We start from the raw sequence: 24,678 nt of genomic DNA, 5'->3' as shown, positions 1-24,678 counted from the left end.
ATACGAAAGAAAAAACGCATTTATGCAGTATAACTTCTTTTTATTAAGATATTTTATTAAAGATCGCCATTTGTTCTAACTAGTTTGTCTTCAACAATTCTAACCATTGAACCATTTGCAACTTCATTTCTTATGTGACTACTATATTGATTAATACTCCAGGAATAATTGTTGTAAGCAATCGTTCTACCAACTTCATTATTATACAAGTCCATTTCCTTATCAACGCCATTAGAAATATGCGGAGCGAAGTGATACTGATTGATTATTTTTAATCTTTTCAGCTACAATTCGATTTAGTTCGTCTTCGGATTTACTGGCAGTAATGTTTTTCACTTCTTGATATATAGCATTTAAATCAGATAGATTAATTGATTTGACTTCCTTATCAGTCAGAAATTCATTACTTTCTTTAGTATTAATATAATTCAATACGCGTCCTTCTGTAAGTTTGTTAGATGAAATTGATTGTACTTTAGTAATATTCCCTTCATCTGCATATGAATTACTTGGTAGAATCCCTGCACCTAATAATCCCATAGTTAATGCCGTGACCCCTAAACGTTTTAAGCTTTGATTTTTTTGCTAAAAGGGGTACCACCACATTGCTATCAAGCTAAAATTTTATATTTCCCCCCAGAACTAAATTTTTTGCTAACTTGTAACAAAAAAGCTCATTTTTTCGTTTTGGAGTAATTCTGAATTCTTAGGTTGATGGGCACGGGGTGTAACCTCTATTTAAGAAAATTTTTCATTTCATTAAAAGCCAAGTCTCGATGGCCAGCCTGACAGTGTTGTTCACCACCGGTTTCTTTGGTAAAGACTTTCGTAGTAATTGAAGCTGCATTACACAGTTCATGCTGGATTTGCGGTAGACGACTGATTGGAACATACTGATCATCTTCTCCAGCCAGAAGCAATACATCCTGATTAATAAACTGACTTATTCCAGCCATCGTATGTTTCTCAAAATTTTTAATCAATGTAAATGGTGTTTTCTCACCTGTGTTTTCCATACCTTTTATAATTTTCCACTTTAAGTCGATATTTGTGGCCATCATATTTTCAATCATTGCATTGACATCAGCTGCTTTATTAGCAGTCAAAAGGGTAGTCAGCCTATTCCAGACGTCATCCGGCATCCGAATTTTTAATGCATCAAGACCGCTATAGAAAATATTAAATGCAATCACTTTGTCAATCCTTTTTTCAAATGCAGCAGCACGCATTGCTAAATAGCCTCCCCAGGAAGCTCCCATAATGCTGACACGATTTAATTTAAAGTAGTCAATTATTGCAGCAACTGGTTTTTCCCAGTTATGAATGAATTTCAAACCATTTTTTAATGCTGACCCTTGCCCAGGACCATCAAAGACGATAATATTATAGTCAATTCCTCTAATGAAATTCATCATCTTAACCATTTCTTCCATATAGGAATCATAGCCACCAAATACCAGTAACGTTTTATTGGCACCAGGTTCAATTAATTTAACTGCTGGAAGTAAGGAATTCTCATATGGGACTTGATAGGGTTCATAGTCAAAATCACTAAAACCTTTATAGAAGGTCTCGCGATATTTTTGATACATTCTATTTTTGTTAGGATCTGATGGAGTTAGATAAAATTCAGCAGCTTGATAGTAGACAGATGCAAGATCATAATGGTACTGTTCTTCTCGCTTTATCGCATATTCTAGCCAAGTTTCATACCAGCTTTCTATATCGGTTAGTCTTGGAATAATACCTTTTAAATCACTGTTTGCCCTTTCATCCTCCTGATAGTAGTCATTTAAGAAACGATTGATTTGCAAATTAAATTGCTCATTGTTAACATAGTTTTTAAACATTTTATTCCTCCTCTTATTAATTACAAAACAATGGTAATGGAATCTATCTTGTCTAACAATAAACAAAAGAGTTTAATAAGTAGGAAATCGAACAATTTGTATTCTAATGGTTCGAAAAGCTTCTTTTTAAGGGGGATTGATTTTATGGAAGAGGACGTTCGAATATACAAGACTAAAAAAAATATTTCAGAAGCACTAATTATCCTCTTGAATGAAAAAGATTTCAATCAAATTACAATAAAAGACATTTGTAGCCGTTCGTTAATTAGCAAATCCACTTTTTATAGTCACTATGTAGATAAGTATGATTTGATGGAGAAAATAGTAAATAAATATGCCGTTTTTTTTAAAAATGAAATAAAATTACGCTTTAAGTCTGGGAATCAAGGCAATGTTGCTCAAGTACTTGAAATGATTATGGACCAAATTGCTGCAAATAAGACAGAGATTGCTACTCTGTTAAATGTACATGTCCCTTTTGCAGATTTACGTGTTGAATTGGAGACAATTTTATACCAAACTTGTCTTTCTTACTTGAACGAAAAACTAAGCGATTCTAGTGCCTCTATTGACTATCTGGCTCAATTGTACACCGCTAATGCTATGGTACACATAAACTGGACTTTAAAAGGTGATAAGGATAGAAGTGCAATTGAGCTTGCCCATAAAATGCAACAGTATATTTTTGAACAGGTTCAAAAATAGGATAGTGGCGTAACACTTTCTGTATGTCGAACAATTAAGATGGCTTTCTTCCATCCTTTGTTCGAAGCCAATTCATCTCCCACCTACTCACTGGGCTGTGACCCTTCACGCTCCTTGAGGAAGGAGTCTTCTTGGCTAAAATGATAAAAAAGACCATCGAAATGATGGTCTTGCAGACTGTAGACAAATGCATAAAATAACGAATGAACCTTTCTCTCAACACTTACTTTACTTCTTTCATAAATAGTCTAACGTTTTCAGCGATTTCTTTGAATTTGGTATGGTGTAAATAATGTGATCCATCCATGGTTACTACTTTTCCATGTACCGAGTCTTTTATCTGCCCTTCATGCAGAGGTATCCATCCTGCTACATCTTCATTATTCGCTTGTAAAAAGAGAAGAAGTGGAAGATATTTAGGGAAGATTAAACCTTGAGCCCCTTTAAAATTAGACGAAATATGGTCCATCTCATTCAAGGTTGTGTCATTATACATGTTTTTATTCGAAATCATTTTCATTTGCTCTACGGTTTTTTCATCAAATGCCAGTCCAGCATAGGGGTCAGCACTAATTTTCATAGCCAATCTTAAGAGACCTGATTTTTTGAGATATGCAAACGTTTTTAATGGGAAATTGATATCCATACCCGGTTGTGTTGCAACACTGCTATCGATTCCGACAAATGCAGTCACCTCGTTTGGATATTTGTTCACATAATCAATTCCATAAATACCTGTAATGGAGTGGCCCATGAGCATGTATCTGTTAATATTAAGCTGCTGTAGAGCTTCATGAACTTCACTTACCATATTCTCCGTGGTTCGCTCTTTTTCAGTTTCATCACTTAATCCATAACCGAAAGGCTCTACCGCAACAACTTTGTAAAATGGAGATAATTCATCGATAAGAAGCTTAAAATCAAGCCCTGGAGTAGCTGTTCCATAACCAGGCAGGAGCACGATTGTTTCCTCGCCCTCGCCTTGTATTAACACATTCATGTTTTTCCCGTCTACAGATACGTGCTGCCCGTAGGGCACTATTCGTTTTTGCTCCGAATGACTACTCATCACATTTACGATATAAACAATACCTAAAAAAAGTACAATGGCTAGAACGATTGCTCCTATGGTTTTAAGTAAGATGCTTCGCACTTTCTTTATTTTCATTCCACTCAGCGTTTTCTTTTCCTCTTGTTGTGTCACTGTCATCTTCTCCTGTCCTGATCTGTTTGCCTTGCTTTATGTGCCTGTAATGAAAACTTAATCAATGAAGATGTACTCACCATGACGACAATATGAACTGAATATGAACTGCAAAAAATATGCTACGGCTCTATATGCAAGTAAGTTTGCATATGAGTCGTAGCATAGAGAATGAATCTAACTAATCTGTTGGTGTAGTGATTGGCAAGGTGACAATGAAGGTCGTTCCTTGACCAAGTTCACTCTTCACTCGGATGTCACCTTGATGAAGCGACACGATCTGTTTAACGATAGCGAGTCCCATACCACTTCCGTCATACTTACGACTGTGGGAACGATCGGCCTTAAAAAAACGCTCGAATATACGCTTCTGGTCGTCAAGGTGAATACCAATACCAGTGTCGGATATTAGGATTGTCACGTTTTTGGTATCTTGTTTGATGCTTACGTTAATCACGCCGGCATCCTCGGAAAATTTGATGCTATTTCTGAGGATATTCGTCCATACCTGATTTAACAGGTCATGATCAGCCGTTACTTTAACCGTCTGTAAATCAAGCTCGAAATGTATATCGCGAGCAGACCATTGTGGCTGTAGCGCCACAATGGTCCGTCGGATTTGTTCATCGAGGCTGAGCGTGACGAGCCGTAGTTGCTTTGACTGCGATTCAAGAAAACTCAGCTTTAGCAGGTTATCGCTCATTTTGGACATCCTTTTCGCTTCAGCGATGATAATATCAAGATAACGGCTTCGTTCGTATTCTGAGAGGTCAACTTGCTTAAGTACTAGAGCATAACCGGATATCGAAGTGAGCGGAGACTGAACCTCGTGCGACACGTTCGTTACGAATTCCCTGCGCATCTGCTCAAGTTGCTGCAGATCGTGCATCATTTCTTCGAAGCTGCGAGCCAAAGTACCCAGCTCACTCGTTTGCTTAATATTCAACTTGACGTTGAAATCTCCAGATGCTATCCGCCTGGTCGCTTTTGTCAGCTTTTTTATCGGTCTTACCAGGAATACAGAGGCAACTAGAATCAATAAGCTTCCTGCAATCAACGAACATGTTGCAAAGACCACTGCCCACTTTGTGACAAAAGAGGCTGAAGGAGGGGCGAGCGCTTCCAAAAATATCGCTTTCGTTCCCATTTCCGTTTTCAACGGCAACCCTAAGAGGACCGTGGCAATACCATTAGGAGTGTCCTGAACAACACCTCCATCTAATACTTTCTTTAGTTGCTCCATCGTCACAGGCGCAGGTTTGTGTCCGTGAAGTTTACCGTAAGACTTGAACTGACCCGTTGCTTCGTAAATTCGAATATAATAAGAATCGAGCTGCTTCATTTCACTTACGAACAAGTCCGCTTCACGTAACGGAAAGGTCTTGTAAATCCGGACGATGTCTTGGCCAAAGTTACGTGAGTTGATTTGAGCGTTTTCGTTCAATTTATCCTCGAATATCCAAGTTGACACCAAAAAAGAAATGATCGTGCCCCCGATGATGGAGACTAAAAATGTCAGGACAACACGTATATATAAGGATCTGATCATTCATAAACCTCAAGCCGATACCCAAGTCCGCGCACCGTTTCGATCCGAAAATCGGGTGTTGTCGCGAACCGTTCACGCAGCCGTTTAATATGTACGTCTACCGTTCGATCATCTCCGGCGTAATCGATACCCCAAATCTGATCGATCAACTGCACGCGCGTATAGACTTGTCCGGGTGTTCCAGCGAGCTTATACAGCAATTCGAACTCCTTTAGCGGCAACGTAAGCGACTCCGTCCCTTTCATCACCTTATAGGTCTGTCGATCAAGGATGACGTTCCCTAAATGGATCGTCTGCGTGGAGCCAATCTTGTATCGTTTGAGTAGTGCCCTAACACGAACCGTCAACTCTAACGGATCGAATGGTTTGGTTAAATAATCGTCCGTTCCAAGTTCGAAACCTTTCACTTTCTCCCATGTTTCTCCTCTCGCAGTCAGCATAAGTAAAGGTAGATCAGGATTGGCTCTTCGGAGCTCCTTGCTTAACGTCCAACCATCCATAATCGGCATCATAATGTCAAGTACGACAAGATCGACATTCTTTGAGATGTAGACAGCCAGCGCTTCCTTGCCATCCGCTGCTTCAGCTGTTGCGAATCCGTCGTTGCGTAGAAATAAACAGACGAGTTCGCGAATGTTCGCATCGTCGTCAGCAACTAGTATAGTAGGCATAGTTTCCCTCTTTTCCCTGTTTTTCACCGCATTATTTCAAGCAATCATTATACTATAAATTAACACGTATGTTGATTAACCAAAGTAATACAGTTTCTTGATTTATCGACCTGTAGAATTCAAGTGTTTCTTTCAAACTAATTTTCCACTCAATTGACAAGGCTTCACAAAAAAACAGTCTTTGATATTTTAGGCATCGTATACAATTATTCCATGTCTCATACTCATGCAGCTTAATTTTAAAAAAGCAAAACCCATTAGGGTTTATTTCGTATGCAATTCTTTAAATAATATACAATTAGTCATTAGAACATAGGGATTTTCTAACCTGAAATTGATTTTACATAACCTTAGCTTGATAGCGATGGGGTAACACCATCAAAACGCGAATTTCGTACGCAAAGCAAAATTTCATAAGAAAAAGCCGATTTCCGGTACTCTAAGAGAATAATTGGTTTTTTACTGTTAAGTTGTTTGTAGTGATTGTAGGGAGTCTAATGATGCAATTTCTTTTATACTAAATCGGTATTTTCCTAGAATATTAATGTGTTCCGATTCTAATGGAGAAATATATTTCAATAATTCTTCATTAAGATGGGAATTAAATAACTCAACTTTCGCACCTATAAAATAAGCTGGGAGATTTACCTATATTGAATTTAGAGTCTATCAATTGTGTACTGTACAACTTGAGTAAAATGAAAAACACCTCGATCCTTGGTATAGTGAGATTACCTAGAAATCACTACCACAGAAGAGGTGCCTTAACTACAATAGCTCAAAATAACCAATATCATCAACTACCAAAAGAACTTAATTCTATTTTTTTCGGGCTTGAAATGAAGATCCAGCTAAGGATGCAGTCTATCGCTTCTTATAAACGGTGCCAATGTTCAATTGGCGCCCTTTCCTGCTGCTGTTTAGTATGAATGCGATTAAAAAAGTAACTCGAATTACGAAAAAAACGCTCCAAAGTGTTGATTGTGCTTATCATCGTAACTGCAGTAAAAAAGTTGAATTGCTAGCACACTATTTTGAAACCTTGGTTAACTATTCCACCTTTGAAGTATTTCCTGTTTTTAATCAATGAGTAAGGGGCAAAATTTAAAGTATATGGTGGCACTATTTGTACTTCTTTCTGTAATCTCTACTCATTGAATAAATTTAGAGCTATCACTCATGCCTTCAGTTGAACACCCCGATGACTGAAGTAAGATAAATTATGGATGAAGCGCCCGTGCCATCGCATCAAAATAATTCTGACTGGCACGCAGACTCACTTCGGCTTCAGGCACAAATACTTCAAAACAATGGAAGCAGCCTGGGTAGAGATGAAATTCAACATCTACTCCTGCTTGTGCAAGTCGTGTTACATATTCAATAATTTCATCTCGGAATAAATCGAGTTGACCTACACATGTATAAGTTGGAGGTAGTCCTGCTAAGTTGTCTGCTCTCGAAGGTACCGCATAGGGAGATGGTTCGTTAGTATCGTTCTTCTTTCCCAAGTACATATTCCAAGCCGTTACATTGTTTGATCTATTCCATGTTGCATTGTCTTCTATAATCTCATAGCTTGATGGTGTTATGTTGTGGCTATCAAGCATCGGATACAGCGGCATCTGAAAAATAATAGATGGACCTCCTTTATCACGAGCCATTAATGCGAGCGCTGCCGTTAGTCCACCGCCTCCACTTGCACCGGCAATCGCAACTCGATTCACATCAATTCCAAGCGAGTCTGCCTCATTTGTCATCCAAACCAAGCCTGCATAACAATCTTCAATAGCCGCTGGATAAGGATGTTCGGGCGCCAGTCGATAATCGACAGACACAACAACGCATTCAGCAGTCTGAACAAAGCGTTCACACAAAACATCGTCCATATCAGGGTGGCCCATTACGTATCCACCACCGTGAATCCACAGCATAGCTGGAAGTTTATCAAGATTCTTATTCTTCTCAACGGGTTCGTAAATTTTAACTAACATCTCGCCGGCTGCGCCAGGAATCATTCGCTTGGTCATGTTTACAAGCTCTGATTTTTCCAAATGTGGATTCAACAAGAGACTTCGACTCGCCTCTAAATCCCCCTCTAATTGAAAGCCTGGAAATTGTGAGAAAGCCTGTTTTAATTCTGGTAATACTCGACTGTCAATTTTCATATAGATTCCTCCAGTTAAATAATGAAACTTGATGTAATCCTTATGGAATAATTAACTGAATAGATGTGTCTCCTGTTCTCCTTCAGCTTCCCATTTGGCAATCTCCTCTCTTACACGAGGGGCAACTTCTGTTCCAAGCAATTCTATGGTACGCATGACCTGATCATGCGGCATGGTACTTAATGGTACATACATCATAAAGCGTGTAATCCCTACATGCTTACGAAGATGAATGATTTTTTCGGCGACTGTATCTGGATCACCAACATACAACGCCCCTTCAAAACTTCGTGCAGCATCAAAGCTGGAACGATCATAATAAGGCCACCCCCGCTCTTTACCAAGTTTATTCATACCTGCCTGAGTGGAAGGGAAAAATGTATCTGCTGCCAATTCCGTATTCTCTCCAACAAATCCAATTGAATGAGATCCCACCTGAAGCTTTGATACATCATGACCAGCGTGAGCCGCTGCTTTCTTATATAGCTGTACAATTCGTGCAAAGTGCATTGGGCTACCACCAATAATCGCCAGCATAAGTGGTAATCCCAAAAAACCGGCACGGATAGCAGATTCCTGATTCCCACCGCTACCAACCCATATAGGTAAAGGATTTTGAACAGGTCTTGGATACACACCTAAATTATTGATTGCTGGTCTATGTCGGCCTTCCCAAGTCACTTTTTCGGACTGACGTATTTTGAGCAGTAGGTCCAAATGTTCTTCAAACAGTTCTTCATAGTCTTTCAAGTTATAGCCAAACAATGGAAAAGATTCGATAAAGGAGCCACGACCCGCCATAATCTCTGCGCGTCCATTTGAAATGCCATCCAGTGTAGAAAAATCCTGAAAAACGCGCACAGGATCAGCTGAAGAAAGCACGGATACTGCACTCGCGAGCCGTATCTTTTTCGTTTGTGGTGCCGCCGCTGATAGAACCATCGCTGGAGAGGATGCTGCATAATCCTTCCTTTGGTGCTCACCAACACCAAACACATCAAGTCCTACTTGATCAGCAAGAATGATTTCTTCAACAACTTCACGTAATCGCTGTGCGTGACTTATCACTTCACCACTATGAACATCTGGTTTCGTTTCTACAAAAGACGTAATACCTATTTCCATTTGTTATCTCTCCTAGTCCAATTAGATTTTAAGTAAAAAAAATTAATCATTTCCTTTATGGTAGTAACGTGTTTCTCATATTGGCTAACACACGTTTATTTCATAAAATCTTAACTCGTCTGGTCATAGCCCAAAAAAGAAGAGCTAAAGCACTCACAGAGGCTCCGAGTAAGGAAACCCCTCCCCAGCCAAAGTGTACGTATATTTGAGTCGACGCAATTGAACCACCAGCACTGCCGATAGAATAAAACACCATATATCCAGCAGTAAGTCGACTCCGTGCTTCTGTATGCAATGGAAGGATCATGGTTTGATTCGTGACATGTATTGCTTGTACGGCCAAATCAAGTAGAACTATCCCTATCACTAATGCGATTAATGACTGCTCTATATAGCTGATGAACAACCATGAAATCAATAATAGAGCTAAAGCAATACCTGTCGTTCGTTGTCCGTAACCTTGATCGGCCAATTTCCCTGCCCGTGCCGCAGCCAAGGCTCCAGCGACACCTACAAGACCGAATGCGCCAATTGCACTATGAGATAGAGCAATTGGCGGTGTACTAAGTGGCAGTACTAGTGAAGTCCACAAAATGCTGAAATCAGCAAAAATCAGCATGGCTAGAACGGAGCGAACGCGTAACGTTCGTTCTTGAATAAACAAAGCAAGCACCGATCTAATCAACTGCGGATAGGATAGCGATTTTACCTCGCGCTCAACATTGGGCGACATCTTTATAAACATAAAAACCATCAAAAGCATGAGCGCTGCAGAAAATAGATATACAGAACGCCATCCCGCAACATCTGTTAATATACCAGCAAAAGTACGTGCGAGAAGTATGCCAATAACTATCCCACTTGTTACAATGCCAACGACACGTCCTCTTTCTGTAGGGGAAGCGATGGTCGCTGCAAATGCCACGAGAGTCTGTGTCACAACTGCAAGCAGACCCACCAAAGCCATACCTGCGAAAAGTACCATGCTGGAGGAAGCAGTACCAACTATAACCATAGCTGTTGTAGATAATAGCATCTGACCGACAATTAGACGTCGCTGGTTTAGCAAATCTCCAAGCGGTACGAGTAGTAGTAAGCCCAATCCATAAAAAATTTGTGTAATGGTAATAACAACACCAATAATGGAATGGTTAATACCAAACTCATTAGATAGTTGATCTAGCAACGGCTGTGCAAAGTAAATATTAGCAACAGACATTCCACAGGCAGTCGCAAACAATAATACCAAAGCGTGCGACATGGATGGCTGTTGATTCAAATTAGGTTTTGTTATGGAAGATTTATGACTTATCTTAGTGTAGAGTGGATCATCTTCTATATTTGTCTCTGTTTTGCACATACCTTAACCTCCAATCACATTAGATTTTTAATCATAACATACCGTTCAGTACAATATGATTACTGGTAAATATAACTTAGCCTTATTCATGATGTCAACGTTTTTGCACTAAAGTTAATGTTAAATTAAATGAATGGATCTTGATTTGACATGAAGAATAGCTAATTATATAATAATTACATACTGTTTGGTAATAAAAAAACAATTGTAATTACCTATGCACCTATCCTAAAACAATTAATAAAATCAAAGTTTGAGGAGGAGAATTCTTAATGGCAAGAACCCGTGAATTTGATGAGGATCAAGTTTTAGATGCAGCAATGCAGTTATTTTGGGAGAAAGGATATGAGGCTACCTCCTTAAGTGATCTTACTTCTAGAATGGGCATTCAACGCCCTAGTATTTATTCGACTTTTGGAGATAAGAAAGAATTATTTGAAGCCGCACTTCGCAGGTATACAATGTCTCGGGCCTCTGATATACGAAATAGGCTTCAAAGTCACTCCTCTGTAAAAGAGGCATTTTCTATTTTCTTTGCCGATGTCGTCAATGAAGAATACGCAGGGGATCTTAGTAAAGGTTGTTTTTGTATCAATACAATGGTTGAACTAGCACCTCATGATGAGAGATTTGAAATTTTGACAAGAGAACATCAAATGTATCTCGCCGTCATTTTTCAGGAGACGATCGAACGAGGAATCCAATCAGGTGAGCTGGAATTCAACACAGATGCAAAGTCTTTGGCACAGGCACTGATTGTAGCGTTAATCGGTCTAACGGTTATGATGAAATCTCGCCCCCAACGTTCATTTGTGGACAATGTAATAGCAGCGACGCTCACATTACTTAAGTGACATAATTGTATTTAAAAGTACGAAAACCATACCTTTATAGGGGTAACATCAAATCTCCATCAAGCTACAATTTAATATTACCCCCAGAACGAAATTTTGTGCTAACTTGTAACAAAAATGCTCACTTTTTCATTTCGGGGTAATTCTGAATTCTTAAGTTGATGGGTATGTGGCGCTACCCCTAAAAATCTCCCTTTAAATAAGAGCACATTTTCTGTAAAGGTATAATGTTAATTATGGTAATAACGTCGTAAATCCTTATCTCCCTAAGATCACCCACCACTCTCTGTACTAATAGGAAGTAATTTGTATAATTCCTCCTTATGTTAACTAAAATACTTATTGTTTACATTCTTTTATTGTTATATGATATTTAATGTCTTTACTTATATGCGATTAAGATATATCGGAATTAGAAAAAGGGATCTTTCGAGATTCCTTTTTCTATTTAAAATAAAAAAGCAGCAGATTCGCTACCTATCCATATTTCTCTCCTCACAGTGATTCTTTTCTATTATATCCTACCCTTTTAAATCTATTTATTAAAATGTATAATTATAATTAACTACTAACATTTTGAATCGAGGTGACAATCATGAGGAGTTTTGGTTCATTATTGATCTCTACTATCTGTTCAACAATCCTTTTAGTTTGGAATTCCTTTTCTTTCTATACTGGATTCACAGCAGGACATACATACTACTGGGTTAATGGAATCATAGCCTTGGTTTTCCTCCTATTTTTTATCCTAAACATGCGAGATATTATCAAGAAAGACTACAGAACATCAGGAAAATAGGAGTTGATACATATGTGGAAAAAGATTAATAATTATAGGTTTCATCTAAAAGATTTGAAATTTATGACTTGGCTATTCCCAATTGTCGGTTTATTATACGCTTATGAATTCTTCTCTGGTCTAATGTTCCACCATGAGGTTCGTTGGCTCAAGTTAATATGCATGACAATAATGATTATAGGATTTATAGATATTAGAAAGAAGCTGAAAAACAAAGATTATAGAGGCGCATGAATCAACAAAAATCCTTGAACTCATTTTCAAGTCTTTACATTATATTTCAGGACTTACTTAATTAAAGCATTATCAGGAGAATCTGCAGTTCTGCAGGTTTTTTTGTAAGTAAAAAAGCATCCTATTTAGATACGCGCCATTCTCTTTATTCTATATAATAACAATGCCTAACACGATGTAACCTATTTCTTATGTCCTCTTATAAAGAACTTTACGACTTACACTAGTAACTTCACATATCTTCTTAAATGTATATCCATTTTCTTCACGATTAGCAAGCAGCTCTAAAGCGTGCTCCATTATACGTCACTTTGTTTAGCAAGGTCTATCCCTTCTTGTTAACGCATCTTAATTTTGTGTTCGTTTGTTTTGTAATATTAACAACAAACAAGACGCCTCCCAGATCAAGGAAGCGCCTCCGATAATCTCTATTAACTTGATCAAACTTATTTATCCCCACATTATTTATTTCTTTGCTTCCATACCCCATTGTCTTTACGATAAGTATTCTTACCATCCATGAAGTCAGCCGTATTACCCGGAATGCTATATTTCTTATTCTTTTTCTTAGCCTTCTTCTTCAGCCTTTTCTCTTCTTGAATAGCTTGCAAATCCGCCTTCCATTGTTTCAACAAATCCTTTTCATGTCGCATCGAATTTGTACCCCTTGGATTAAAATGTGAACCAAATAATTAGATTCTACCTATTTATATAGATATCCTCCAATCCAATGTACCAAATTATGTTTTTCCTTTTAAATAGACCAACAATATATTAAAATATCCTATATATCCAAGGAGGTTTGTCATGCTCAACTTTCATAAAGAATTACCCCTATTAGGATTCTTTTTGTTTTTATACAGTTTTATTGGTATCATCTTTTTATTACTATTCCTTAGCGTATAGTAACAATGCAATGCGTATAAATATATGTTTAATGTGTAAATTCTATAAAAGAAGTAAAAAGCACCTCTGTTGGATGATTAATATATAATTAGAAGAAAACATCTTGTGTACTAAAAGTGCTTTATTATATGTGTTTTCTTCAAACCGACTTAGGTGGAAAGCATTTTTTTATTTTTTCAATAGTACTTACTAAGTATTTCTGTTAATATTTAGTTACCGATATGTGTATCAACCGGCCTGTGCTTCTGTACGGGCTTTTTTGATGCTTTCATGCCTCGTAATACCCAGGAACCCGTCTTAGTATTCAGGAATTCTACTAGATTCCCGAATACTAAGACAAACAAAAGCCTGCCCTATTAACTCTATAAAGACACCATTGCAAATATAATCCCTTATAGCTTCTATAGATTATCAGCTTTTTCATAATATTTATCAGAGTTTTTTATATTCACAATTATGTAACATCTTTATATAACGTTTTAATATATTACGTGTTAAACTTAAAATATTCCAAGAAGTCCTTTACTTTTAGAATCGACAATTCTTCAATACCCTTAGTCTTGCCCTGCATCCCCTGCAGGGCTTTTATCATTTAGCTAGAGTTGATATAGGTTTCTTCAACCTTATCTGTGCTGTTATTTATACCTCTAGCTCTAAAATTCTTTATGATCCACAAGATTTTCTTTCGTTCGCATTCATCTCTCTGCTATTCATCCGTTATTTTCCATCCTTAATAATCCGTTTATTGATCCATAACTTTATCCTTAGTTAGATTTCCAATAACAACCTCTATTTTCCTAAAATTCAATCAAATCTTTATAAATTTTTAACGAGTATTAATTGATAGGAATCCCACAGCACAAAATGGAATTTATTCTCAAAAGTTATTAATTATTCTATCTGTCAAACTATTAGTTTATCTCTGCTTCATATTTTAATTGTCTTTTAACCACGATCAAACAAATAAAATACACAAATAGGTAAGGAGCATTAGTATGATTATACAAGAAAAATTATCTTTTTCAGATCTAGATTCATTAGATTCAACTACCGACTCCATAATGGATGCGTTTAAAGATCTTTATGGAATACTTCCTGATGAAATTGCAGTAAATAATGAGACGTTTCCAATTCATAATAAGCCTGCTATTACTGAACGTTATGATCATGCTTGTTATAAAATGCTGGGACCTTTTATATTTCGAGATCCTGAAAAACCTTCAATAAATGAAATAACCCTAAAGGAACAATTTGTATGTAATCCTAATAATGAAGAAAAAGAGATTGTAGTGACCATAGAAGAACAATGGGTAAATATACAATCTTGGACTTCGAAATCTATTACAGGTTTAACTTTAAAATCAGATCTCATCATTGCAGGTAAATTTCAATCGGGTAATGAATTTAATATTTCAACTTTTGTAGGCGAAAGTAATTCAAAATCAATTCATATCTCTCCTTCAATTGAACATTCTATTAAAGTGCCTCCAAATAGTAAAATCAAAATAGCAATGATAGGAACATTAATTACTGAGGTTCTACATTTCCAATCAATTATAACAGTACAAGGCATGTTAGGTGCATGTTTTCCAAGTATGGTTCGTGGACATTATGTTGGGTTTAAAAGTGCCGGTCACATCCTAAATAAAACATTTGGAGTAATTGAAGGATCGATTAACAATACAGTACTTCAGGATATTGAAATGGATATTAAAGGGATAGAACCTTATTCCTATAAACAAAAAGTGATCAAGTAGTAAAGTTGAAAAACAAAAAAATATACTGTTTTTTGATTCTATATCATATATAGATCAATAGAATAAGGAAACGGAAAAATCTATGGCTAATCGTACTTCAAAATCACTGAATGGGGGAAAATCAATTGTCAAACAAAAATGATTTAAGTTTTTTCATTATTAGATTAGTATTAGGGTTAACTTTTTTTGCTCATGGACTCACAAAATTTCAAGATGGCATTCATAATACGGAAAATTTCTTCAACAGCCTAGGAATATTCGATTGGCTTGCATATCCAGTAGCAATTCTTGAACTAGTGGGTGGAATTTTAGTTATTCTGGGGCTTGGTACACGAATTATTTCAACCTTATTTTCTTTACTTATAGCCGGAGCTATTATTACTGTGAAATTTGATCAAGGATTTATAGGAGGGTATGAATTTGATTTATTATTATTGGCTGTTTCTTTATTTTTTGTAGTAAATAACAGCCAACCTATATCATTAGATAAACTCCTATCGAATCGTAATAATAAACAACAACAAACTCTATAAACATAAAGTTTCTCCTTAACACGTAAATTTTTATTTTGCGAAGAAGCTTATTTATATGAATTACTCAATTTAGATCCGAAAAAAATAAAAAGAATCCCTTATATTTTGAAAAAGTTTTTTCAAAATATAAGGGATTTATAATTTACTTTTAAATTATTGTATAAAAGGACTTCAACTTTTGGTTACATAAATACCTTCTTATCTTTTTTAAAACGCTCTGTATGCATTTTCTCAGTTGTTAATACCACTTTCTGTGGAATCTTATATAATGGTAGTTTATCTTTACAGAACTCTCTTAATCGCTTTCTAAATTCACTTACACTTTCATTTGTACTTAATTTAACCACAGCCTTAACCATTTGCCCTGTGATTGCATTTTTTTCACCAACAACAGCAACCTCCTCTACTCCATCCATTACCTGTATTACATTTTCAACTTCAGCTGGAAATACTTTTTCTCCGCCAATATTTATAATCTCTGATTTTCTTCCTAAAATTTTAATATAATCTTCATCTACTTCCACCATATCTCCTGTCATAAGCCAGCCATCTTGAGTAAATGGACTTGGAGCATTAATATAGCCAATCATTGTAGACATTGATTTAATCTGCAACATTCCATCCACTACTCTTGACTCAATATTCTTATCGCTTAGTTTGATCCACAAAGAATCATTCGATTTAGATTGTGAATATAAAACTCCATATTCTGACAACCCATACATTTGTGTAATTTTAACATGAGGGAATATTTCGTTTATTTTACTTAGTGTAGCCTCAGGCATAACTTCTGATCCATAAGAAATGGTCTGCAAACTATTTAAATTATACTTTTTATAAACCTCACTCAGTATAAGTAAATTTATAAAAGTTGGTGATGCGGGTAGAGCTTGTACTTGATGTTTCTCAATCATGTTACATACTCGATTAGGGGTACGATCATCAATAATTACCAAACACCCTGAGCTGGAAATAATTTGGAAGAGAGTATTAACTCCCCCAATGTGATCAAATAACATAAATGGTATAACACGTTTTGCACTCCTTGCGACACTGTACTTCTTTTGAAGTAATGTAAAATCATGTACAATTGCTTTACTACGTCCGGTTGTACCAGATGAAAACAATACTAATCCTGGATGTTTTAACTTTTTCAGTTGTAATAATAATTCATTTTGAATGTAATCCCTTTGTATATTGATTATTTCAAAGCTTGCCCTTTCAACTTTAATTACATTTTCTAATTCAACTATTTCATAGTATTCTTTCTTCTTACTGTCAACCAATGAATTTAATATCGGTACTACAGTACATCCTAATTCAATAAGTGCTAAAAACATTGCTATAGAGTACGGAGAATAATCCGCTTCCAAAGAGACTATTGTATAATCCATCTTTCTATGTTCATTTAACTCCCTTGTATAAATCTTTATTTGATTTAGAAACCACTCATATGTGTAAGTTTTATCCTCCCAAACAATAGCTTCGCATTCTTTATTCATTTCAAATCTTTCAAATAAAAAATCAATATGCATACCTAACCTCCTTTTAAATTTTCTCCTTTAATATTTTGTCATGTCAGTGATTTTAATTGTTCCTGGCATTCTAAAATATACGCAACTAATGTTTCTATTGTTTTGAATGGGCTATTATGTTGCGACATTGTATCTAAATTAACCAAATCAACTGATAAACCCAATTCGTCTTCCAAGCCTTGTTCAATACTTACCAGTAAAGATACCAATCCTAACGAATCTAAATACCCTTCCCAATCATAAAGATGTGCTTTCACTCCTTTTTCAAGATCAATTTTATTTTCAAGATTTTCATTCACTTCTTCAACACAGCACAATACGATTTGAATAATTTTTTCTTTATTTGTATCTTCCAAGTAAATACACTCCTTTTTATGAATCATCTTTTTACTATGAAGAGTTCCTTTCAGCAACTCTAGTACTGTATAACATGAACACTAAATACACTTCTTCTACTGATAAAGTTTGTCAGTATACGTAGTAACCTTACTCTCCTTCTCTCAATTATCTTTTCCCTATTAAGATTGAAGACTATAATTATGTTGCAGAAGAAATAAAATATTCTCATGTAAGACACACTCTCTATTAATAATATCCATCATTATCAAATTAAAAGATTCGAGATCACTTAAGTTACTATCTTTTTTTAATAATTTAATATGTGCAATCTTATACAGTCTTTCCCATGATTGTTTTATATCCATTAACTCACTAGTAATATGAATAAATTTATCTTTAAATAACTCGTTCATGTCTATAAGTAAGTCATATAAAAAATATCTACTCCATCTCATATCAAATAAACATTTCAAATACAAAGGGAACATATTTCTTTGTTTATGAAAATCTTCATTTATATTTTCTTTAAGTTCCAGGGCTGCAATCTTACCAAAATAATATATCTTATTGTTTTTTTGCATAATTAAACCTCGAACATACTCACTTGATATTTTTTTTAGTGTTCTTAAAAAAATATCTCCAAGATTTTCCATACTTATTTTTTCTTGTATAATTACATCAATTGATGAGTAAGGTGAAATCCTTTCTATACCTTTTGCTTGAGCCAATTCAGGTATAGCTTTTCCTCCTTTCCAAAAAGAATGGAACTCCTCCATTGATATCTCACCCATAAATTTATTAGGAACTGGATCTTGAACAAATACTTTATCTTCTGTAAGTTTGTTAATTGCGAGGTAATGGTCTGTAACATATTTATCCGTATGGACATCTATATGACTTTTTATAAATTTGGGGTTCAAATAATCATTACTATATGGTAGAAAAAAGGTGCTTCCTAAGGCAATAAATACTTCTTGACGATTCAAACATTCTTTTATATATTGAAGCCCCTTTTCGAAATTAGAATATACATGTTTCTCCATACGAAATGTTTGATTATATTCTAACAACTGTGTATATCTTGCTACAGAAGGTATCGATGTGATAGTATCCATACGATATGATGGTATACTATATAACTCTTCATTCGCTATTAAACTCATGTAACTAACGCTACCCATACTTTTTAATTTATCGTGAAGAATTGGTATATAGCATGAATAATAATAAGGGACATCAAAAGTTGGAATTAATTCTTTCATTTTCACTACAGCACTCACCCCATATTTATTTTTTTACAGCCCTATCCAGTTCTCAACAGTATAATTCAACTGTAAGTCCTTAGTAGCTTTAAATTTTCTATTTGGAATAGGTTGTCCTAATTTATCCACTTCAAAGAGTCTAAAGCCTCTTGAAAACTTAAACCTGCATGCAAGGTCCCTTGGCACTTTAAAATTCCCTGCAAAACGATTTTTTTCTATTCTATCTAGTATCATGCCTACACTCATATAAATTCGTTCACCAACTGGTGTATTTTCAGGTACTTCGACTGTTACAGAAACATCTACAAATTCTGATAATGTTTCTATTACCTTATATTTTTTAGGTATTCCTTTTACACCTTGTGTCACAAAGGTAACTTCGGCTTCTCCTATTTTCTTAGGTATAATTGTTCCATCCCCCATAACCTCTAGCACGTCTGGGTTATCAACTAAAAATACACCATCTAAAACACTCATTTCAAAACCATTATCGTACGTAACAATTGGATTAATTTTCACTTTCATTCCAGTTAATCCAACTACATCTCGACCATCTAATGTAACATTAACTATATTGCCAACATCTCCAAAGAAATATATTAATGGTAGATGCATACGTTCTCCCCAGTCTTTCTCAAAATGTGCACCATTTGGATCCTGATAAAAAATTAAATCATCTCTATATTTGTAACCATTTTCCAATAAAGTTTCTGCAATATCTCTCACATGTTTTACCAAGAAAAAACCTTCCGCACTACCTATATCCATCCATATTTTTAAGTCTTTTTTTCCTTCATACATTTCATATAATTTTAATTCCGAATGATCATCTTCAACTTTCACAAAGAATGGAGATAACATCCCAATTTTCCCAAACACTTCAGGATTGCGGAAACCAATATTATAAGTTGATAAACCACCTGCTGATGACCCTATTAGAGCTGTATTTTCAGCATTAGTCAATGTTCTAAAATTTTCATCAATGTAAGGTTTCACCTCATTGATTATAAATTTTTCATATAATAACCCTGAGCATTCTATATGTTTATCTGGTGAAATGAAATGACAAAACTCATTATTTTCTATGATTCTTTTATGTGCTATACCTACTATTATTATCTCTTGAATTTTACCTTCATAAATTAGCATATCAGTCGTCTTGTGGACATTCCATGATTCATCATTTTTTATTACTGGCTCAAACAATCGCTGCCCAGCATGCATATATAATACAGGATACTTTTGATACGAATTGCTTTCATAACCAGGTGGTAAATATATGAATAGTTTCCTACTATTATCAAGTATTTCAGAATGAAAATTTTCAATCGTAATCACTTTAGAAGCTCGTTCCATAGTAACCTCCAATTTTCTATTTTTCACTTTCATTAATACAGTTCTTTTCTAGTTTTCCCTTTAAAATCGCACCCTTTATTAACTTTTAAGAGAATTTTTCAGTATAAGCTTTTGTTTTAGCTATCAGAATGAGATCCCCCCAATTTTAATTACAATTGTAAAAAAAGTAGACCCATATAGTTAAGACTCCACCAAGATAGTTTTTTCTGCAGTTTGCCACTTTATAACCACTTCTCCAGTTCCAAAACTCGGGGTCCGATACTTATGATTCTCTCCGCCTTCAATCAATAGTGTTTTATTGATCTTTCTAATAAATTTAAATTCAAGCAAGGTATCAGCCGGAACACTTATATCAAGATAACCCGTAGGAAATTGATACATTATTTGATTAAAAAATGGCCCTACTGCCTTGCAAGGATTCATATTCCCTAATGAATATGTGTTCCCCATTATAAAAACTTCACTCTCTGGTATTTCATATCCATTTTCAATAACAAATCGAATACAAACTTGCTTTGTATTGAAGACCTCTACATGTTTATAGATATTACTCCTAGTTCCTGTATCTGTTACAACAGTAATTTCATATTTACCATCGTTCACTGCTGGAACTTTTACTTTTATACTAGTATGTGACCATGAAACAACTTCCGCCTCTTTTTCCTCAAATAATACTGATCCTTTTTTAGAAGTAAAGCCACATCCTTCAATACAAATTATTTGACCAACTGTTGTCATTTTATGTCCCACAGTTCCTATTAAAGGTATACTATTTACTCCTTTATGGTGCCAAACATGTACTGACCCAGGTCCAAGCCATAATGAATCTATATTATTATTTTCAACTCTAATTGCTTCACCATCTAAAAGGCCATCCAATATGTCCTTATACTTTCTAGAAGGAAGAATTGTTTTAACATCTTTTATTTCATATCCTTCTGTTAAATTTCGATTCAACGCTATTAATACCACATCACTTCCAAAGTACCTTTCATATACATAAATATCATCCGTTATATATCTTTCTTTGGTATTTCCATATGGAAGTGCATAATTTAAACTACGAAGCGAAGATAAAGATTGTATTATTTTAAAGTTATCTGTATTCACATCAAAACATTCCATTTGACCACGATTGTTCGGATCTCCATTTCCAACCATATACTGCTCTGTACCATAGTATACAGAAGGTATTCCCCTTGAAGTTAACAAGAATGCTAATGATTGTTCTATTCTACGTTTACTTTGTCCATTAATGTGAAAACGGTCCATATCATGATTATCAATAAAAGTAACAAGATTATTTACATCATTATAAATTTGATATGTTTCTTCAACCATTTTGTGTAACCCATGCATGGAATCCATTCCATCTCGAAAAACTTCACGTACTTTATGAGCAAAACTAAAGTCTAATAAACTCATACCACTATTATTTGCAAAATGAACATTTCTATGGTCATACTCATTCGGATTGATATACCATTCACCAAAAATAAATACTGGTCTATAATTATAGATTGAATTTAGCCAACTTTTTTGCCAGCCATATGACATGTGTTTTACTGCGTCAACTCGTATACCATCTATTCCTTGGTCTAGCCATAGTTTAATAGCTTCTTTAAAATACAAATCAATAGCTATATTTTGGTGATTTAGATCTGCAAGATCAAATAAATTACGATACACTCCATCTTCATATTCTTCAAAATCCGTCCCACCATTATGATGAAAATAATGATTGTAATCATTATCGTATCCACCAAGTAATAATCCATTATCATATAATCTACCATTTTCAGCATAGGTCGCATCATCATGTAATGCAGGCGAAGTGTGATTAGGTGCAAAATCCATAATAATTTTTATATCTTTTGCATGAGCGGTTGTTATTAAGGTTTGAAAGTCTTCAAATGTCCCAAAAAAAGGATTTGTTCTTTTAAAATCACGAGCCCAATATCCATGATATGAAGTACTTCCTACCAAATCATTTATTGGAGTAAAGATATTTTCTACTGGTTGAGATATCCATAATGACGTCACACCTAGTTCAGTAAAATAATTTGTATTTAATTTTTCAATAATCCCTATCCAATCTCCACCAAAGTATTTCTTTTTATTTTTCCTAGATTCATCGTATAATCCCCCTTTGGGATTATATGATGGGCATCCATTATGGAATCTGTCCGTTACAATTTGATATATTATATCTTTAGAAAAATTAACGTTGTTCCTATTCACCTTAAGCTTATCTTTTTCTTTCAAATGACAACCTCCATCCCATAGAAGCATTTACCAGCTATTTTCAAACGTTTAGCACTCTACCCTTAAGTACTATTTGAAAAATAGTTAAAATATATTTCGCCCCCTAACTAGTAACTCATGTTTCGACTCAGTTTTTCATACAAAATAATGTCTACAAGTGGGTTCTATATTTGTCCTATAAACTGTACCATTTGATTTATGTCGAAGTAAGGGAAAAAATGTCATTATATAGGGAGGATAAATATAGAAAATTCTTACATAGAATTATGCTTACAAAATATAGCCCCAATAAAATACATAGACAAAACATTTTTTATTTGGTAATATTCACCTGAAAATATTTGGTAAAACTTTATGCGGAGAGGAGTATTAAAAATAAATACTAGATTATTAATAAAAATACTATTTATACTACTAATACCAATCTTATATTCCAAAATAAACTATAAAATATAAATATAGCTTCCGCTCTTACAAATATTAAAAACCTAAGGAAAAGCTGTAAAGAAATTTCAAAATAATCTGGAGAAATATTTTATTTGTAAAAATCTTATATAAAAATTAAAACATTATTGTACAGTTAAAATATTCCTTCCTAAATGCTAATTAAAATTTTCTTTATAAATTAAAGATTTACTTCTACAAATTTGATAATGCCATTAGTAGATATTTTCTAGTAATTTAATTTCATAACAATTTAAATCCACTTACATTCTAAGATTTCTATGGTTAATTTATATTGTTTTTTATTTTTCAAACATTTATGTACTTAAATCCATTTCATACCTACCATTTTTACCTCAAAATAACAATATCTTATATTAATATAGTTCTTTTACAATGAGATTCCATTTCATTAATCGTCTAATTAACTCGATTACTAAAGTTCATCACCATTAGTTTGCAAACAAATTTTTATAAATGAGTTACTTAAATTTGTGAGGTGACAATACTATGCAACAACAGGTCGAATTAGATTCCGCTCTTGCTGCTTCTTCGAAAAAGACATTATGGAAAAATCGTACATTTACTTTTGTATTTACAGGTTATACCTTATCAATGTTCGGAAATTCATTTCACAGTATTGCTTTAAACCTTTGGGTACTACAAGCAACAGGAAGTGCCAAATTAATGTCTACAATTGCCATAACTCATATGGTCATGAGCATGTTGTTTTCTTCCATTGCAGGTACTGTTGCAGATAGGGTAGATCGCAGAAAACTAATGTGGATAACAGATATAATAAGAAGTCTTTTAATACTAAGTATCGCATTTTGTATTGCAATACCCGGTACCCCCTTTATTCTTATTATTATCTTAACCGCTCTTACTTCTTGTGCAGGATTATTTCAGTCTCCTGCATTCCATGCTTCCTTAATTGATATTGTAGGAAAAGACAAAGTTCAACAAGCTACTGGAGTATTAAATGTAGCAGATAATGTATCTCGTATCTCGGGGCTAGCAATAGGAGGAGTTGTAGTTGCAGCATTTGGTGGTAGTATCGCTATCTCAGTTGACGCAGTTACTTTTATGTTATCCGCTATTTTAGTGTTATTAAGTGGAAAGTTTCCTAATTCTACAAAAAAAACAAGAATAAAAAATTCATTTCAGGAGGACCTTGTTGCAGGCTTCAAGTATATATGGCAGAACCCTTTTGCTAAATCTGTTATTATACTCTCGCCTACTTTAATCACATTTTTCACTGCTTCATTAATGCTTATTCAAGTAATGTCTGTAAAAGTGTGGAAGGCAAATCCGATTGAATTTGGGATAATTGAATCTAGCATTCCAATAGGTTATATGTTAGGTGCGGGCATTATTATCTTTTTTGATAATAAGCTACATCGACGGGGTTGGTGGATAATCCTTAGCATGGTTTTACTAGCTCCAATCTTTGTAGGGCTATCTTTTGCTCCATCTGTTCTTTATGCAGTACCATTAATTCTCCTCTTAGGAATACTTTTTTCATTTTGTACATTGCTTGTCAATGTGATTATTAAAGTTGAGGTAGATCCTGAGTTACAGGGAAGGACTTTTGGAACACTTGGTTCTCTTACGAGTATTGCATCACCAGTCGCTTTAGCAATTTCCTCATTTTTCGCTGACATTTATGGTCCACCATTAATCTTATTAATAAATGGGGTCTTATTATTTATTTCAGGACTAATTGTACTGTTCTTTCTTAAATCAATTAGATCATATAAATGAT

General features: G+C 34.8%; 22 protein-coding genes and 1 pseudogene. 7 read left to right on the top strand and 16 right to left on the bottom strand.

The window, feature by feature from the left end:
- Nucleotides 1-56: 56 nt before the first annotated feature.
- The 3 genes from MRP26_RS31075 to MRP26_RS20615 all read right to left on the bottom strand — a co-directional run bounded on the left by MRP26_RS31075 (nucleotide 57) and on the right by MRP26_RS20615 (nucleotide 1,850).
- Nucleotides 57-215 (bottom strand): hypothetical protein, encoded by a 159-nt coding sequence (locus MRP26_RS31075; RefSeq protein WP_481747183.1) that lies wholly within the window; start codon nucleotides 213-215, stop codon nucleotides 57-59.
- Between the two features lie 16 nt (nucleotides 216-231).
- Nucleotides 232-540: a hypothetical protein gene (locus tag MRP26_RS20620; protein WP_242806786.1), complete on the bottom strand. Its 309-nt coding sequence runs from the start codon at nucleotides 538-540 to the stop codon at nucleotides 232-234.
- 194 nt (nucleotides 541-734) lie between these two features.
- Nucleotides 735-1,850: an alpha/beta fold hydrolase gene (locus MRP26_RS20615; RefSeq protein WP_000475981.1), complete on the bottom strand. Its 1,116-nt coding sequence runs from the start codon at nucleotides 1,848-1,850 to the stop codon at nucleotides 735-737.
- Between the two features lie 144 nt (nucleotides 1,851-1,994).
- Between MRP26_RS20615 and MRP26_RS20610 the strand changes: the two genes are divergently transcribed.
- A complete protein-coding gene (locus MRP26_RS20610) occupies nucleotides 1,995-2,555 on the top strand; it encodes a TetR/AcrR family transcriptional regulator (protein ID WP_098377021.1) in 561 nt (186 codons plus the stop codon).
- 223 nt (nucleotides 2,556-2,778) lie between these two features.
- On the opposite strand, the gene MRP26_RS20605 is transcribed toward MRP26_RS20610, so the two are convergent.
- The 6 genes from MRP26_RS20605 to MRP26_RS20580 all read right to left on the bottom strand — a co-directional run bounded on the left by MRP26_RS20605 (nucleotide 2,779) and on the right by MRP26_RS20580 (nucleotide 10,629).
- Complete coding sequence (locus MRP26_RS20605; RefSeq protein WP_016082880.1) at nucleotides 2,779-3,759, bottom strand: alpha/beta hydrolase; 981 nt, start codon at nucleotides 3,757-3,759, stop codon at nucleotides 2,779-2,781.
- A gap of 181 nt (nucleotides 3,760-3,940) precedes the next feature.
- On the bottom strand, nucleotides 3,941-5,308 hold the full coding sequence (locus tag MRP26_RS20600) for a sensor histidine kinase (protein ID WP_242806784.1): 1,368 nt from the start codon (nucleotides 5,306-5,308) through the stop codon (nucleotides 3,941-3,943).
- Nucleotides 5,305-5,979 (bottom strand): response regulator transcription factor, encoded by a 675-nt coding sequence (locus tag MRP26_RS20595; protein WP_016082882.1) that lies wholly within the window; start codon nucleotides 5,977-5,979, stop codon nucleotides 5,305-5,307. The genes MRP26_RS20600 and MRP26_RS20595 overlap by 4 nt, the downstream gene beginning before the upstream one ends.
- A gap of 1,220 nt (nucleotides 5,980-7,199) precedes the next feature.
- Nucleotides 7,200-8,144 (bottom strand): alpha/beta hydrolase, encoded by a 945-nt coding sequence (locus tag MRP26_RS20590; protein ID WP_097987425.1) that lies wholly within the window; start codon nucleotides 8,142-8,144, stop codon nucleotides 7,200-7,202.
- 51 nt (nucleotides 8,145-8,195) lie between these two features.
- Nucleotides 8,196-9,269: an LLM class flavin-dependent oxidoreductase gene (locus tag MRP26_RS20585; RefSeq protein WP_097987426.1), complete on the bottom strand. Its 1,074-nt coding sequence runs from the start codon at nucleotides 9,267-9,269 to the stop codon at nucleotides 8,196-8,198.
- Nucleotides 9,270-9,369: 100 nt separating this feature from the next.
- Nucleotides 9,370-10,629, bottom strand: coding sequence for an MFS transporter (locus tag MRP26_RS20580; protein ID WP_097987427.1), 1,260 nt, complete (start codon nucleotides 10,627-10,629; stop codon nucleotides 9,370-9,372).
- A 272-nt stretch (nucleotides 10,630-10,901) separates the two neighbouring features.
- On the opposite strand from MRP26_RS20580, the gene MRP26_RS20575 reads away from it, so the two are divergent.
- The 3 genes from MRP26_RS20575 to MRP26_RS20565 all read left to right on the top strand — a co-directional run bounded on the left by MRP26_RS20575 (nucleotide 10,902) and on the right by MRP26_RS20565 (nucleotide 12,516).
- Complete coding sequence (locus tag MRP26_RS20575; protein ID WP_002066413.1) at nucleotides 10,902-11,483, top strand: TetR/AcrR family transcriptional regulator; 582 nt, start codon at nucleotides 10,902-10,904, stop codon at nucleotides 11,481-11,483.
- A gap of 595 nt (nucleotides 11,484-12,078) precedes the next feature.
- Nucleotides 12,079-12,282 (top strand): hypothetical protein, encoded by a 204-nt coding sequence (locus tag MRP26_RS20570; RefSeq protein ID WP_097987428.1) that lies wholly within the window; start codon nucleotides 12,079-12,081, stop codon nucleotides 12,280-12,282.
- A 12-nt stretch (nucleotides 12,283-12,294) separates the two neighbouring features.
- Nucleotides 12,295-12,516, top strand: a complete 222-nt coding sequence (locus MRP26_RS20565; protein WP_000265604.1) for a hypothetical protein — start codon at nucleotides 12,295-12,297, stop codon at nucleotides 12,514-12,516.
- 189 nt (nucleotides 12,517-12,705) lie between these two features.
- Here the strand turns inward: MRP26_RS20565 and MRP26_RS20560 are convergent.
- Both MRP26_RS20560 and MRP26_RS20555 read right to left on the bottom strand, forming a co-directional pair.
- Nucleotides 12,706-12,816 (bottom strand): annotated as a pseudogene (locus MRP26_RS20560) (recombinase family protein); the annotation flags it as partial.
- 161 nt (nucleotides 12,817-12,977) lie between these two features.
- Entirely contained in the window at nucleotides 12,978-13,169 is a 192-nt protein-coding gene (locus MRP26_RS20555; RefSeq protein ID WP_001215520.1) for a hypothetical protein, read from the bottom strand.
- 1,248 nt (nucleotides 13,170-14,417) lie between these two features.
- Here MRP26_RS20555 and MRP26_RS20550 point away from each other — a divergent pair.
- Nucleotides 14,418-15,179, top strand: a complete 762-nt coding sequence (locus MRP26_RS20550; protein ID WP_000586616.1) for a hypothetical protein — start codon at nucleotides 14,418-14,420, stop codon at nucleotides 15,177-15,179.
- Between the two features lie 125 nt (nucleotides 15,180-15,304).
- Entirely contained in the window at nucleotides 15,305-15,712 is a 408-nt protein-coding gene (locus MRP26_RS20545) for a DoxX family protein (RefSeq protein WP_000066503.1), read from the top strand.
- 182 nt (nucleotides 15,713-15,894) lie between these two features.
- Here MRP26_RS20545 and MRP26_RS20540 read toward each other — a convergent pair whose 3' ends face one another.
- The 5 genes from MRP26_RS20540 to MRP26_RS20520 form a co-directional block, all read right to left on the bottom strand.
- Nucleotides 15,895-17,247 (bottom strand): ANL family adenylate-forming protein, encoded by a 1,353-nt coding sequence (locus MRP26_RS20540; RefSeq protein WP_063549991.1) that lies wholly within the window; start codon nucleotides 17,245-17,247, stop codon nucleotides 15,895-15,897.
- Nucleotides 17,248-17,285: 38 nt separating this feature from the next.
- Complete coding sequence (locus tag MRP26_RS20535; protein WP_000390268.1) at nucleotides 17,286-17,603, bottom strand: hypothetical protein; 318 nt, start codon at nucleotides 17,601-17,603, stop codon at nucleotides 17,286-17,288.
- A 162-nt stretch (nucleotides 17,604-17,765) separates the two neighbouring features.
- Nucleotides 17,766-18,854 (bottom strand): hypothetical protein, encoded by a 1,089-nt coding sequence (locus MRP26_RS20530; RefSeq protein ID WP_000782267.1) that lies wholly within the window; start codon nucleotides 18,852-18,854, stop codon nucleotides 17,766-17,768.
- Nucleotides 18,855-18,881: 27 nt separating this feature from the next.
- A complete protein-coding gene (locus tag MRP26_RS20525) occupies nucleotides 18,882-20,204 on the bottom strand; it encodes an alpha/beta hydrolase (protein ID WP_098355561.1) in 1,323 nt (440 codons plus the stop codon).
- Between the two features lie 180 nt (nucleotides 20,205-20,384).
- Nucleotides 20,385-22,469, bottom strand: coding sequence for an alpha-amylase family glycosyl hydrolase (locus MRP26_RS20520; protein WP_064532229.1), 2,085 nt, complete (start codon nucleotides 22,467-22,469; stop codon nucleotides 20,385-20,387).
- 954 nt (nucleotides 22,470-23,423) lie between these two features.
- Between MRP26_RS20520 and MRP26_RS20515 the strand changes: the two genes are divergently transcribed.
- The gene (locus MRP26_RS20515) at nucleotides 23,424-24,677 is read left to right on the top strand and encodes an MFS transporter (RefSeq protein WP_242806779.1); all 1,254 of its coding nucleotides are present in this window, start codon (nucleotides 23,424-23,426) and stop codon (nucleotides 24,675-24,677) included.
- Nucleotide 24,678 lies beyond the last annotated feature (1 nt).

The organism is Bacillus sp. CCB-MMP212, from assembly GCF_022748145.1.
GTDB classification, from domain to species: domain Bacteria; phylum Bacillota; class Bacilli; order Bacillales; family Bacillaceae_G; genus Bacillus_A; species Bacillus_A cereus.
This window is presented reverse-complemented; position numbering and strand designations above follow the sequence as displayed.

Bases quoted from the DNA above. Each gene is read 5' to 3' on its own strand.
- MRP26_RS31075 (WP_481747183.1), bottom strand. From the start codon at position 215: ATGGACTTGTATAATAATGAAGTTGGTAGAACGATTGCTTACAACAAT.
- MRP26_RS20620 (WP_242806786.1), bottom strand. From the start codon at position 540: ATGGGATTATTAGGTGCAGGGATTCTACCAAGTAATTCATATGCAGAT.
- MRP26_RS20615 (WP_000475981.1), bottom strand. From the start codon at position 1,850: ATGTTTAAAAACTATGTTAACAATGAGCAATTTAATTTGCAAATCAAT.
- MRP26_RS20610 (WP_098377021.1), top strand. From the start codon at position 1,995: ATGGAAGAGGACGTTCGAATATACAAGACTAAAAAAAATATTTCAGAA.
- MRP26_RS20600 (WP_242806784.1), bottom strand. From the start codon at position 5,308: ATGATCAGATCCTTATATATACGTGTTGTCCTGACATTTTTAGTCTCC.
- MRP26_RS20595 (WP_016082882.1), bottom strand. From the start codon at position 5,979: ATGCCTACTATACTAGTTGCTGACGACGATGCGAACATTCGCGAACTC.
- MRP26_RS20590 (WP_097987425.1), bottom strand. From the start codon at position 8,144: ATGAAAATTGACAGTCGAGTATTACCAGAATTAAAACAGGCTTTCTCA.
- MRP26_RS20585 (WP_097987426.1), bottom strand. From the start codon at position 9,269: ATGGAAATAGGTATTACGTCTTTTGTAGAAACGAAACCAGATGTTCAT.
- MRP26_RS20580 (WP_097987427.1), bottom strand. From the start codon at position 10,629: ATGTGCAAAACAGAGACAAATATAGAAGATGATCCACTCTACACTAAG.
- MRP26_RS20575 (WP_002066413.1), top strand. From the start codon at position 10,902: ATGGCAAGAACCCGTGAATTTGATGAGGATCAAGTTTTAGATGCAGCA.
- MRP26_RS20570 (WP_097987428.1), top strand. From the start codon at position 12,079: ATGAGGAGTTTTGGTTCATTATTGATCTCTACTATCTGTTCAACAATC.
- MRP26_RS20565 (WP_000265604.1), top strand. From the start codon at position 12,295: ATGTGGAAAAAGATTAATAATTATAGGTTTCATCTAAAAGATTTGAAA.
- MRP26_RS20555 (WP_001215520.1), bottom strand. From the start codon at position 13,169: ATGCGACATGAAAAGGATTTGTTGAAACAATGGAAGGCGGATTTGCAA.
- MRP26_RS20550 (WP_000586616.1), top strand. From the start codon at position 14,418: ATGATTATACAAGAAAAATTATCTTTTTCAGATCTAGATTCATTAGAT.
- MRP26_RS20540 (WP_063549991.1), bottom strand. From the start codon at position 17,247: ATGCATATTGATTTTTTATTTGAAAGATTTGAAATGAATAAAGAATGC.
- MRP26_RS20525 (WP_098355561.1), bottom strand. From the start codon at position 20,204: ATGGAACGAGCTTCTAAAGTGATTACGATTGAAAATTTTCATTCTGAA.
- MRP26_RS20515 (WP_242806779.1), top strand. From the start codon at position 23,424: ATGCAACAACAGGTCGAATTAGATTCCGCTCTTGCTGCTTCTTCGAAA.